The 12,284-nt window shown below is 61.5% G+C and carries 12 protein-coding genes; 11 read left to right on the forward strand and 1 reads right to left on the reverse strand.

The genetic code is table 11. From position 1 onward, the window contains the following. The first annotated feature begins 14 nt into the window (after positions 1 to 14). From ACIQLI_RS10370 to ACIQLI_RS10380, 3 genes are all read left to right on the forward strand, one after another. Positions 15 to 839, forward strand: a complete 825-nt coding sequence (locus tag ACIQLI_RS10370; protein WP_400387842.1) for a hypothetical protein — start codon at positions 15 to 17, stop codon at positions 837 to 839. Between the two features lie 86 nt (positions 840 to 925). After that, the gene (locus tag ACIQLI_RS10375; RefSeq protein ID WP_400388188.1) at positions 926 to 1,462 is read left to right on the forward strand and encodes a hypothetical protein; all 537 of its coding nucleotides are present in this window, start codon (positions 926 to 928) and stop codon (positions 1,460 to 1,462) included. Positions 1,463 to 1,885: 423 nt separating this feature from the next. Next, positions 1,886 to 3,022, forward strand: coding sequence for a hypothetical protein (locus tag ACIQLI_RS10380; protein WP_400387845.1), 1,137 nt, complete (start codon positions 1,886 to 1,888; stop codon positions 3,020 to 3,022). A gap of 74 nt (positions 3,023 to 3,096) precedes the next feature. Here the strand turns inward: ACIQLI_RS10380 and ACIQLI_RS10385 are convergent, their stop codons facing one another. Then, on the reverse strand, positions 3,097 to 5,841 hold the full coding sequence (locus ACIQLI_RS10385) for a GH25 family lysozyme (protein ID WP_400387848.1): 2,745 nt from the start codon (positions 5,839 to 5,841) through the stop codon (positions 3,097 to 3,099). A 287-nt stretch (positions 5,842 to 6,128) separates the two neighbouring features. Here ACIQLI_RS10385 and ACIQLI_RS10390 point away from each other — a divergent pair, with 287 nt between their 5' ends. The 8 genes from ACIQLI_RS10390 (at position 6,129) to prfB (ending at position 12,126) form a co-directional block, all read left to right on the forward strand. Next, the gene (locus tag ACIQLI_RS10390) at positions 6,129 to 7,352 is read left to right on the forward strand and encodes a CpaF family protein (RefSeq protein ID WP_400388191.1); all 1,224 of its coding nucleotides are present in this window, start codon (positions 6,129 to 6,131) and stop codon (positions 7,350 to 7,352) included. Further along, complete coding sequence (locus ACIQLI_RS10395) at positions 7,352 to 8,206, forward strand: type II secretion system F family protein (RefSeq protein ID WP_400387851.1); 855 nt, start codon at positions 7,352 to 7,354, stop codon at positions 8,204 to 8,206. Before ACIQLI_RS10390 ends, ACIQLI_RS10395 begins: the two co-directional genes overlap by 1 nt. Continuing rightward, complete coding sequence (locus ACIQLI_RS10400) at positions 8,203 to 9,144, forward strand: type II secretion system F family protein (protein ID WP_400387854.1); 942 nt, start codon at positions 8,203 to 8,205, stop codon at positions 9,142 to 9,144. The genes ACIQLI_RS10395 and ACIQLI_RS10400 overlap by 4 nt, the downstream gene beginning before the upstream one ends. Positions 9,145 to 9,279: 135 nt before the next feature. After that, positions 9,280 to 9,519, forward strand: a complete 240-nt coding sequence (locus tag ACIQLI_RS10405; RefSeq protein WP_354228620.1) for a hypothetical protein — start codon at positions 9,280 to 9,282, stop codon at positions 9,517 to 9,519. An 83-nt stretch (positions 9,520 to 9,602) separates the two neighbouring features. Continuing rightward, on the forward strand, positions 9,603 to 9,941 hold the full coding sequence (locus ACIQLI_RS10410) for a TadE/TadG family type IV pilus assembly protein (protein WP_400387857.1): 339 nt from the start codon (positions 9,603 to 9,605) through the stop codon (positions 9,939 to 9,941). Then, the gene (locus tag ACIQLI_RS10415) at positions 9,928 to 10,482 is read left to right on the forward strand and encodes a hypothetical protein (protein ID WP_400387860.1); all 555 of its coding nucleotides are present in this window, start codon (positions 9,928 to 9,930) and stop codon (positions 10,480 to 10,482) included. Before ACIQLI_RS10410 ends, ACIQLI_RS10415 begins: the two co-directional genes overlap by 14 nt. Further along, a complete protein-coding gene (locus tag ACIQLI_RS10420; protein ID WP_400387863.1) occupies positions 10,479 to 10,931 on the forward strand; it encodes a pilus assembly protein TadG-related protein in 453 nt (150 codons plus the stop codon). Before ACIQLI_RS10415 ends, ACIQLI_RS10420 begins: the two co-directional genes overlap by 4 nt. Positions 10,932 to 11,007: 76 nt before the next feature. Then, the gene (gene prfB / locus ACIQLI_RS10425) at positions 11,008 to 12,126 is read left to right on the forward strand and encodes a peptide chain release factor 2 (protein WP_400387866.1); all 1,119 of its coding nucleotides are present in this window, start codon (positions 11,008 to 11,010) and stop codon (positions 12,124 to 12,126) included. The last annotated feature ends 158 nt before the right edge of the window (positions 12,127 to 12,284 follow it).

A 12,284-nucleotide genomic window follows, 5' to 3' on the forward strand; every position in this document is an offset into this window, starting at 1 on the left:
AGGTGGAGGTCACAATGCGCAGACTGTTCCTGATGGCGGTGCCGATGGTGCTGGCGCTGGCCGCCTGCACTGTGCCGTCATCCGAGCCACCCGCCGGAACCAGTTCGCCGGCGACCAGCAGTGCCAGCGCCACCGCCACCGCCGGGCCCGGCCAACCGCCGTCGTCCGCTCCGGGAAGCAGCGAAACAGCTCCCGGAAGCAGCGAACCGAGCGATAGTGCCCCGACTGCGGGCGACGATCAACCGGGCCGCTTTTCCTACCTCTGCAGGAGCCTTGACGCATCGCCCGAAGTCCAATTGTCGAGCCTGGCGGAAGTCTGGGCTGCCACCAATTACACCCGCATGGATTCGTGCGATGTCACCTTCGAGGAGGACGGGCAGTTTGAGCCGACGCCCCGGGAAGCTGAAGCCATTTCGACAGCTGCACAGCAAGGGGTGGCAGCTGATGATGGGCTGGCAACCATGCTGGACATCCTTCGCCTCTGCACAAGGATCAGTGATGAAACCGGGCCAGGCGGATTTGCCGAAGCAAGTGAGGGGACGTTGCTGGCCGCGGCGGAATTCTGTCCGGACGCTCCACAGGGAAAGATCATTGCCGCCTGGGCAGAGGGCACCCGGGTGGGGGATGGCACCCACGTGGCGGGCGGGAACCAGGAACCGGGTGGATGGCAATTGATCAAACCGGCCGCGGCGACGGGCGGGTGCACATGGTCCATCACCGGCCAGGACGGCTCCATTGTGGCCAGCGGTGGCCTCACGGAGGCGGGCAACCCGGTGGAACTGAAGCCGGGCCAGAAGTTTACTAGTGACAAATGCGGAATTTGGGGGAAGATGTACTAAGACGCAGCCGGAAACGGCTTGGGGCGAATAACCAATGCATGCGGAGCTGGGGAGCATCCGAATGAAGTGGGGATCCCTCGGTGAACATGCGCAGGCGCAGTGTTCTTCAACTCGGTGTGGCAAGTCTTGCCCTGGCCGGTTGTTCAGGAACCAAAGTAGATACTTCCCAACCCGCCGCACTGGATATGGCACCGGTTGTCGCGAGCGACGACAAGGTTCCCATTGAGCGTCCGGAACCGCTGATCCGCTACCAGTTCACGTGTACAGCGGCAGATGGCAGCCTCATTGGCAAATTCTCGAGCCTCGAAGAAGTCTGGGCTTCCACCCGGTACATGCACGTCACTGACTGCCAGGTTGTCTACGTCGGCAGCGGCCCGCACATCCTGACCCCGGAAGAGCGGGCGGCCGTCAACGCGGCCGTCGCGGCAGGGGCCGCTCCTGGACAGGACTCCGCTTTGTGCCTGCTCATTATCAGGGCCTGCACACGCACGGATCACAGGACACTTGCAGCTTCACTCGCCGCCTACGGCATACCCGTGGTCAAGGGTGCCTTGACGCTGGCTCCGTTGGCACCGCAGGCTGCCCAACTCACCAGGTGGCTTAAGGCGGCAGTGCCCCGCTAGAGCTTAGTCCCGATGGACCCCGGCAGGATTTCCAGGGCCGGGACGCCGCTAATAAGGGCCGATATCCATCCCTTCCAACCACACAAAATTGCGGGATCACATGGTCTAATGAAAGTGGTCTCACGTATTGGCTGTTCAGCGTTTCAGGGTAACGAAATTTGTTGCAGAACAAACAAGGATTACCCGATCCGCACAATCAAGGAGTGATCTTTTATGGCGTTCAGAATTGGAACTGCAAGCGCTGACATAACGCCGTCGCTGAGCACCAATCCCTACATGGCCGGATATGGTTCAACCGACGGTGGACGCGAGGCCACCAGCAGCTCACCATTTGAGCCGTTGTACGCACGGGCAATTCTTATCTGGGAAGACGCCCACCCCCACATCATCATCAGCCTGGACGTCCTGGCTTTGCCTCGGGCCATGCATCAGAGGATCCGTGACAGGATCATTGACCTGACGGCGTGGTCCAGCAGCGACATCCTGATACAGGCAACCCATACGCATAATGGACCCGCATTGATTGACACCCTTCACCCCTTCATGGCGTATGGGCTCGCGGACCTGGGTCTGGTGCGTTCCTACAGCGCCGATCTTGAAGACACCATAGTCAACCTCGCCCAGGAAGCGCTGGATGCCGATGAAACGGCGGTGACTTTCGACTATAAAGTTTCAACCCAGAATTTTTCCGCCAACCGTGTTGGATTGCCATACACCGAGACAGCCGTGCCGATTCTGGTGGCCAGGCGGGGCAATGGCACGCCGGCAGCAGTAATTTTCAGTTACGGATGCCACCCCATCAGTGCTGGTCTGCGCACGCTTTTTGATGGAGATTTCGCCGCAGGTGCCTGCAATTACATCGAAAACCGGAATCCGAATTGTTTTGCAATGTTCATCCAGGGGCCGGCCGGTGACCAGGACCCGGGTGGAGTCCGCAGTTGGCAACTCAGGGATCAGCATGGGGACGCATTGGGTGCCACCGTGCACTCCAACATGCAATCGGCCGGGCGTGCGCTGAGCGGCCCCATGGTCACGCGGTACCAGGAGGTCCAGTTGCCGTTGGATATCACTCCAACGGCAGGAAACCTGGCCGCAGTCCGCGCTTCGTACGTGGCCCGGCTCGCCAACCCCAACGGCCAACCCCAGTGGTACCAGCGCCATGCGCAGGTCATGATCGGTCGGATCGACAGCAACAGTGTTGAGACGGCCGTGCCGTCACCCTTCCAAGTATGGAAATTCAACGGAAGCCCCCAATTAAAAATCGCCATGATCGGCGGTGAGCTCGTCAGCGGATACGCAGCCTACTTCCGGGGCAGGAATGGCGGGAACAACGGAATTATTGTTGGAGGATATGCAAATGAGTCATGCTGCTATATCCCCAGTAATGAGTTCTTTCCACCGTTCATGCCGCTTGGCAGCTATGAGGGCGGGTGGGAGCCTGATTTCCCGGGAATCGCCGGTGGCTCAATGACAGTTTATGGACATTTGGCGCATTTTAAAGCGGGCACCAATGGCGTGGAGACGACGCTGGTCAATGCAATGAATGCCTTGCTTGCCTAAAATGTGCTGGAGTTAAGGGCGGGCCGCCCCGAGGAGTCCTTGGGGCGGCCCGCCATCACTTGTGACACCGGCTGCTACTTGGCAGCCGGTGCCAGGATTGTCAGGCTGCTCCAGCCCGTACCGATCTTGGTTGGCGTTCCCCACGACCTGTTGGCGCCCACGGGGTAGTACCGCAGGTCCCCGACGGTGGTCCGTGCGATGATGCCCAGCGAGCCAGTACCTGCGAAACCACGGATCGCTGCAAAATCCGAAATCACATTCCAGCCCGTGCCCACGACGCCGGCGGATTCCTGGACGAAGTTCCCGGTGCCGTTGGAGCGGTACAGCTTAAGATCGCCGGTGCCCGTTTTGACGAGGAGGTCGGCATTGGAATCCTTGTCGAAGTCCACCTGCGTGATCTCCAAGCCCGTCCAGCCGACACCAATGGATACACCGGTGGAAACGGTTCTTCCGGTGGGGTTGTTGAAGTAGTACAACCGGCCCGTAGAGTCGTATCCCACGATTCCGGGATGTGCGTCAGCCTTCTTCCAAGTGCCGACACTCAGCGTCCAGTCTTTCCAGTTGCTCCCCAGGGCGATCGCGGCTCCAAATCCGCTGCCGTTCCTGCCGGGGTAGACGTTCAAGCGGCCGTCGGACCACTGCGCCACGATGTCCAGGGCGCCGTCGCCATTCCAGTCTGTGACAAAGCCTGCCTTCAATCCCGCCCAGCCCGTGCCTATGAGGTCTTCCGGCAACAAGGCTGTGGTGCCGGTCCCCGGGTATCGGTAGAGGTTGGCATCGGGGCGGACGGCCACGATGTCCTCCTGGTCGATTCCGAGGGTGGACTCTACGTCAAGTGCTGCACCGCTGATGAGGCTTGCATCGTTCCACCCCACGCCGATGAGGCTGCGGTTGCCCCATGAGCCGGAACCGGCGGGGTAATAGTAGAGGTCTCCGTTCGAGAACCGGGCGTGGAGTCCCTGCGAGTCCGCTCCGCTGAAATTGACTGCGGAGCTCACTGCCGTCATGCCACCCCAGCCCGAACCAATGACTCGCCCCGGCTCACTGATGAAGCTGCCCACGCCGTTGGAGCGGAACAGCCGCAAGGTGCCGTCCGTTGTGCGTGTGACAATGTCCTGGTTGCCGTCGCCATCGAAGTCGATCTGGTTCAGTTGGTGTCCGCTGAACCCGGATCCTATGAGGACGCCGTTCCCGAGTCCGCCGCCACCACTGTTCGAGTATCTATAGAGGTTTCCCCTGTAGTCCTGTCCAATCACTCCGGGATAGGCATCCTTGGCGTTCCACCAGCCAACGGTCAGGGACATTTCCTGCCAGCCGGAACCCACCTGGATGGGCGCGTAGAAAGAACCCCCGGGAGCTCCCCGGAAGACCTTCAGCGTCCCGTCGGACCATTGGGAGAGGATGTCCTGGACGCCGTCCTGGTTCCAGTCCACCACGTAGAGCGCCTTCGCGCCGGACCATCCCGATCCGATGGCCACAGGTCCGGTGATTCTGCCGGCCCCATTGGCCGGAAAAGCGTCCAAACGTCCTGCCGCGCTGGTGGTCAGGATGTCTGCGGCTGATTTGATGGACGGATTGGAAGGGTTCGAAACGCCGCGGGCAAAGGTCCGCAGCTGGTCGTAACTGCCGTTGAAGATGTTTGAATCGCCTTCAAAGGGGCCGGTGCTGCTGTACTGCCACATGGTGTAGTTGCCCCAACTGACCGGCATGGAGCCAGGGGAGTTGGTGGGATTGTTCCAGTAGGAAGCGATCCAGAGCGGGTAACTGCCGAACGTCGTGTTGCCAACGCAGGTGTTCCACCAATCGGTGGTGCTGTAAATGACCGGGAAGCGGCCGGTCAGGGCCTTTACGGTGTTGCCAAAGTCAGCTGCCCATTGGCCCAATTGCGCTTTGGACATGTCATAGCAGGTGTTGCCGAAGTAGAACCCGTTGATGGTGCGCCCGGCGTAGGGGTTGTATTCGATGTCCAGGACTGGCGGAAGGGTATAGCCATCATCCGTCCAGCCTCCACCGTTCGCCACAAAATACCGTGCTTGATCAGCACCTGATGACCAGTTGGGGATGGCGAAGTGATAGGCGCCCCGCACCATGCCCACATTGCGGGAGCCGTTGTACTGCTGTGAGTAGTTCTCGTTGAGGTAGTAATTTCCTTCGGATGCCTTGACGTACGCCCAGCGGGATCCTTGGTTCCACTGGCTTTGCCAGTTCACGTTCCCTTGGTGGGCACTCACGTCCTGCCCTGCGATGCCGATAGTGGGCCGCCAATGGCCCGGGTCGGCGGCCAAGGGGACAGCGGCGCTGACTGCGCCTCCTGCTGCCCGTGAACCCGAGGCTCCCGACGCATCTTTGCCCTGCTTGGCTGCCAGGACACGGGGAGACCGTTGACCCATTTCCGCGCCGCCCGCCGGGATGGCTGCCAGCATGGCTGCCTTCATGGCTTCAGCATTCGGTGCGTTGCCAGGCATCTCCTGCTTCTTGGGGATCTGCTCCCCGGAAACGCTCGTCGGTCCTGCCGCCGGCAGCGGCGGTGCCGCGGGTGAAGGTTCGACGGCGGGGAGCGGCTGTTGCTGCGCGGGTGGCTGCTGGGTAGCCGGCGGATTTTCGCTGCCAGGGGTGGTGGGGGCGATACTTCCTGCGGGTTGCGGCCCCTGCCCGGGACTTCCTGACTGCGCCTCTGGAGACGGAGCTGGACGTGGCCCGGCCGTCTCTGCCCAGGCGGGCGATCCCAGGCAAGAGCCTGCTACTAGGGCGATCGTCAGCGCAACTCCGACCCGGGCCAGCGGGGTGCGGCGGGACAGTTCACTTGAACGTCTTTTCATCTTCACATCCGGCCCTGTACCGCGGCTCAGCGGCGCATGGGGTGGCTTGCGGACAAGCTCCGGGGCGGGCGCTTGCGCATGAGACCAAAGGCCAGCTCCTAACGGGCTTTACCCTAACATCCTGAAACTGGAGTGACTAGTGGGATTTGGGTTACTGACGTGGCTGCTGATCCACAGTTATCCACATGCCCGCTCCACTGGGTTGAAGGGGTGTTGGCGCTCCCTTAGCGTGATTGAGGCGAGATGTTCCTCTCGTTTATCAAACTGCGTGGTTGGTTGGGGAAGAAGTGGATGCTGTAAGGATCGTCGAAGGAGAAGTCAGGGAGCTCATTCGGCGCAGGGGACTGGATCCGCTCGAGCAGGCTTCGGACGTCAGGCTTCTGGTGGAAGCGGCAGTGAATGACTACGACGAACGTGCGCTCTTGGGCCCGCTTCCTTCCCTCGGCCACCTTGAGACTGCCCGACGGCACATCTTCGATGCGGTGGCAGGCTTCGGGCCGCTGCAGCCACTCCTGGACGATGCCGCTATTGAAGAGGTCTGGATCAATGCGCCGGACGAAATCTATGTTGCCCGCAACGGTGAATCGGAGCTGACGGGCATCAGCCTGACCGACCAGCAGGTCAGGGACCTTGTGGAACGAATGCTCAAGAGTTCGGGGCGCCGGCTGGATCTTTCGTCACCGTTCGTCGATGCCGCCCTTCCTGATGGTTCACGGTTGCACGTGGCAATCCCGGACATTACCCGGAAGCACTGGGCCGTCAATATCCGGAAGTTCATTGCCCGGGCGAGCCGCCTGGAGCATTTGGTCGAGCTGGGAAGCCTTACGCCGCAGGCCGCACGGTTCCTCGGAGCAGCTGTCGCCAGCGGTCTCAATATCCTCGTATCGGGTGCCACCCAGGCCGGGAAGACCACCATGTTGAACTGCCTTGCTGCCCACATCGGTTCCCGTGAACGTGTCATCACGGTAGAAGAGATCTTCGAACTGCAACTCCCGCTGCGCGATGTCGTAGGACTTCAGTGCCGGCAACCCAATCTGGAAGGAGGAGGCGAAATTCCGCTGCGGCGGTTGGTCAAGGAAGCCCTGAGGATGCGCCCGGACAGACTGGTGGTGGGGGAGGTCCGTGAAGCGGAGAGCCTGGACATGTTGATTGCGCTGAACTCCGGTTTGCCAGGCATGTGCACCGTCCATGCCAATTCCGCACACGACGCAGTGACCAAAATCTGCACGCTCCCGCTTCTGGCAGGGGCAAATATTTCCAGTGCTTTCGTGGTGCCGACAGTTGCATCCTGTATCGACCTCGTAGTGCACTGCAGCCGCCACTCCACGGGCCGCAGGCAGGTGACTGAGATCCTCTCCCTTGGACGGAGGGTCGAAAACGGAATCATCGAATCATCGGGTGTGTTCGGTATGGTCGGCTCGCAACTGCTGCCGCGGGCCAACTCCATGCCTGCTGCGGAAAAGTTCGCCCGGGCTGGATTCGACGTCGCCGCTCTTTTGGAACTGAACTGATGGCGCCCCTTCTCGGCATCCTCTGCGGCCTTGGGGTGTTCCTCATCTGGTGGTCCTCGTGGGTACAACCGCAGGTAGAAGCAAAGGAAACGGGCCCCGGGCGCCTTGAGCTGCTGCTCACCTCAGCCGGTATTGAGAAAGTGACAGGTGGGGGTCTTCTTCTCACGTGTGCAGGCTGCGGCCTCTTCGCATTGCTGGTGTTCTTCGTCGTCACAGGATCGCCGCCGGTTGCAGCGTGCTTTTCCCTCTTTGGTTCGTGGGTTCCTTTCGCCGCGGTCCGTTGGCGGGCACGCAAGCGCCGGGCCGCACTCCGACTTCTGTGGCCGGACATTGTGGACCACTTGCGCTCAGCCATACGTGCCGGTCTCGCCCTGCCGGAGGCTCTGATCCAATTGGGATACAAGGGACCGGAGGAACTTCGCACGCTGTTCCTGGACTTTGGGGCGGACTACAGATCCGGCGGACAGTTCGAGGCTGCCCTGAACAGGCTAAAGGCACGGCTGGCCGATCCTGTGGCGGATCGCATTATCGAGGCACTCAGAATGACCCGCGAGGTTGGTGGTTCGGATCTCGGCCGGATGCTTGGCACTCTTTCCGAGTTCCTGAGGGACAGCGCACGCACGCGAAGTGAGCTGGAAGCCCGCCAGTCATGGACCATCAATGCAGCACGGCTCGCGGTAGCGGCGCCTTGGGTGGTACTGGTTGTCATGGCCAGCCGGCCTGAAGCGATGCTGGCCTATAACTCGGCCACAGGCGCGATGGTCTTGCTCGGTGGGCTGTTGGTATCTGTTGTCAGCTACTCCGTGATGCTGCGGGTTGGTGCGTTGCCTGAGGATCAGCGGGTGCTTCGATGACCACTACCACGGCGTTCGCCGTGCTCTGCGGGCTGCTTCTCGGGGCGGGTTGTTGGCTGATTCTGGTGCGGCTCCCGTTCATGCGCGGGAACACCTTCTCGGACCGCATCGAGGCCCAGCTGAGATCACGAAACCTGGAGTCGCGGCTGCTGCGCACACCAACCCATAACCTCACGCCTTTCGGACCGTTGGAGAGGATAGTGCGTCCCATCATTGGTGACGCCATCACATACCTGTCCCGGTTCAACATCGGGTCTGCAGCGCTGGGAAAGAGGCTTGCGCGCGCCGGCTCTTCCAAATCCACTCTGGATTTCCGGGCCGAGCAGCTCCTGTGGGCAGGCGCAGGGTTCGTAATGGCGGTACTTGTTGTGGTGATAAGCGCCGCCGCAGGGCAGTTCAGCCCGGCTTTCCTTGTTGTTTGTGTCATCTCAGGCGCAGCAGGGGGCTACATGCTCCGCGACTTTGTTCTGGGACAACGGATCAGGAAGCGGGAATCGGCGATGCTGTCCGAATTTCCGAGTCTCGCGGAGTTGATGGCGCTCGCGGTTGCTGCAGGCGAGAGTGCGATGGGCGCCATGGACAGGGCAAGCCGCAGTTCCAGTGGGGAACTCTCTGCGGAGTTTGGTCTGGTCCTCGCCGATGCCAGATCCGGCAAGTCACTTTCGGAGGCACTCCAAGCGTTCTCCATGAGGTCGGAGCTGCCGCCTCTGGTCAGGTTCTTTGACGGGCTGGTGGTCGCAGTGGAACGGGGAACGCCACTGGCCGATGTCCTCCGGGCGCAGGCTGCGGACGTCCGCGACGCCGCAAAACGCGAGCTCATGGAGTCCGCAGGCAGAAAAGAAATCGCCATGATGGTGCCGCTTGTCTTCGGGGTGCTCCCGCTCACAGTCATCTTCGCTGCCTTCCCGGCCATAGCTGCGCTGGAAATCAGCCTGTAAGCCTGACGTCGACACCGCCAAAGAAGATCTATCCATCGAAGCATTCCATTCCATGGATGCAACCCGGTCCACCGAAAAACACCGCATTACTTCACGCCATATCCGTACGCCGATCCATCCATTTTGGGGAGAACCATGAACCGCACTACAAGAACACTGTCCGCCACCTCCTTCCTGAGCGCCGTCAGCATCTCCCTGGTGATGGCGGTCGCGTTAAGAGGGCTGTCCCGTGCTGAGGATCGGGATCGAGGGGACGTGCCTGGCTGGGTCATGATTACGTTGATGTCGGCGGTCCTGGTCGCTGGCCTTCTTGCCTTGGCTGCTCCTGCTTTGGAGGGCTTGTTCGATCAGGCGATCGAGAAAGTGGGCCAGTAGGAGTGCGGCCGGAACCCGCCATTGTTCGAGGTCTTCGGAGCAAGCGACGGCGGAGCGTCTCCGACGAGTGCGGGTCGGCCGTTGTGGACTTCGTCTTGGTCGGCTCGCTGCTGACGCTGTTCTTTATGGCGATCGTTCAGCTCACCTTGGTGTTGCATGTCCGCAACACCCTGATCGATGCTGCGGCCTCCGGTGCCCGCTACGGGGCTTTGGCGGATCGCACTCCGGCAGATGCACAGGCACGGACCGCGGAGCTGATTCACTCCGCCTTGAACAGCGACTTTTCCGGGGACATCGTTTGCAGCGATGTCATGGTGGACGGAGCCCGCACCTTGGAGGTGACGGTAAAAGCGCCCTTGCCGGTTGTCGGGCTGGTTGGTCCCCGTGGCTTGCTGGAGGTGAAGGGTCATGCAGCACTCTGAGCCACGCCTGAACCTGCTGAAAGCCTTCCGGCAGAGGATGCGTGAGGCACTATGCCTCCCCGGGGATCCAGTCGGGGCGCCTGCCGGGGATCCAGCCGGGAAGTTCGTACCAGACGCGGGGGCGCCATGGGGCCAACAGGGCAGTGCCGTGGTCGAATTTACGTTCCTGGCCGTACTGCTCATGGTTCCCGTGGTCTATTTCGTGGTGACGGTCGGGCAAATCCAAGGTGGGTCTTTTGCGGTGGTCGGGGCCGCCGACCAAGCGGCGAAGGTGTTCGTGGCCCGGGGCGGGCTTTCCGATGCCGGGGCGGCCGCGGAACGGGCAGTCTTCCTTGCCTTGGAGGACTACGGGCATGCCCCGGACAAGGCCAAGGTTGAGGTGTCGTGCGACAGAGCGGACTGTCTGTCGGCTGGTGCAAAAGTGACGGTGACGGTCACCCTCGATGTTCCCTTGCCCTTGATGCCCTTTGGGGACGCGGTGGGGTTGAATGCTGCCAGGTTGAATGCGTCCGCCACTCAAGTAGTGGGCCGGTTCCTGTGACGACGCAGCCCAGCGGCAGGACCCGCGAAGAAGGCCAGATCGCCGTTCTCGTTATTGGCTTCGTTGCTCTGGCGCTTCTTCTGGCCACTGTGGTCATGGCCGCCTCGGCGGTCTACCTGGAGCACAAGAAATTGTTGTCGCTGGCGGACGGAGCAGCGCTTGCCGCTGCCGACTCCTTCATGGTGGGGGATATAGGGACCGGGAGCCGCCCTGGGCCGTCATTGGTAGATGAGCGCGTGCGGTCCGGGGCAGCCTCCTACCTCTCCGGCACTGGCGCCTCTTCCCATCATGATCGCCTTGCCCTGGCGGCGGGAACCGGCAGCGAGCCCGGCGGCACGGCAGTGGTGGTCCTTACCGCGGTGGCCCATCCTCCGGTGATCAGCTTCCTCCTGCCGGAAGGGATCCTGGTTGAGGCCCGATCGGTAGCCCGCTCATCCTTGACCCAGTAGCGGTCCGGGTCATGGTCCGGCACGAAAGAACGGAGCCGTCGGGGGAGCGTGACGGATAGCGTACGCTGGGATGACCATGGCTGAGATAGATTTTCCCGCAGAAATCCGCGCACTTCGCGCAACTTACAGCTCCATCGAGAACGTTACCGATGTTGACGCACTTAAGGCTGAGATCGCTGAACTGAGCGAGCAAGCCGGAGCCCCGGACCTCTGGGATGACCCGGCTTCTGCCCAGGTGATCACCTCGCGGTTGTCACACCGGCAGTCGGAAGTTGAGCGTCTTTCCAAGCTGGACTCCCGGATCGACGACCTTGAAGTCTTGGTCGAACTCGGCCAGGACGAGGGCGACGACGACTCCATGGCAGAAGCTGCGAAGGAGCTGTCGTCCATTCGCAAGGCTCTGGCGGAACTCGAAATCACCACGCTGTTGGCAGGCGAGTACGACGAACGCGAAGCCGTGGTTACCATCCGTGCGGGTGCCGGTGGAGTTGACGCGGCGGATTTTGCCGAGATGCTGATGCGGATGTACCTGCGCTGGGCAGAACGCCACGGGTACCCTACCACCGTGATGGATACGTCCTATGCCGAGGAGGCGGGACTGAAATCCGCCACGTTCGAGGTCAAGGCGCCGTACGCGTTCGGCACGTTGAGCGTCGAAGCGGGAACACACCGGTTGGTCCGCATCAGTCCCTTCGACAACCAGGGCCGCCGACAGACGTCCTTTGCGGCAGTGGAAGTTATTCCGTTGATCGAACAGACGGACTCCATCGAAATTCCGGATAACGAAATTCGCGTTGACGTCTTCCGCTCCTCGGGGCCGGGAGGCCAGTCGGTCAACACCACCGACTCGGCAGTGCGGCTGACCCACCTTCCCACGGGCATTGTGGTTTCGATGCAGAACGAAAAGTCGCAGCTTCAGAACCGTGCCGCGGCCATGCGGGTACTTCAGTCCCGATTGCTGCTGGTCAAGAAGGAACAGCAGGACGCGGAAAAGAAGGCTTTGGCTGGAGACGTCAAGGCGTCCTGGGGTGACCAGATGCGCTCCTACGTCCTCAACCCGTACCAGATGGTCAAGGATCTTCGAACGGAACATGAAGTGGGCAACACTTCAGCAGTCCTGGACGGCGACATTGATGACTTCATTGACGCCGGCATCCGTTGGCGTACTGGCAACCGCAACGCAGCTTCCAGCTAAGACGGAGGAGCACGGAGTCCGGTTCGCGCCAACGCTCCGGATTCCGCGACACACCCTCCAAAGCCCGGTAAATCCGGCCTACCCGTGCGTATAGTCGAGTGGCCGGTGCTCTCACTTCCCCCATCGAAAGCCCGCGCTCCGGCTGTTGGACTGGGCGA

The organism is Paenarthrobacter sp. NPDC091669 (genome assembly GCF_044756725.1).
Lineage (GTDB): Bacteria > Actinomycetota > Actinomycetes > Actinomycetales > Micrococcaceae > Arthrobacter > Arthrobacter bambusae_C.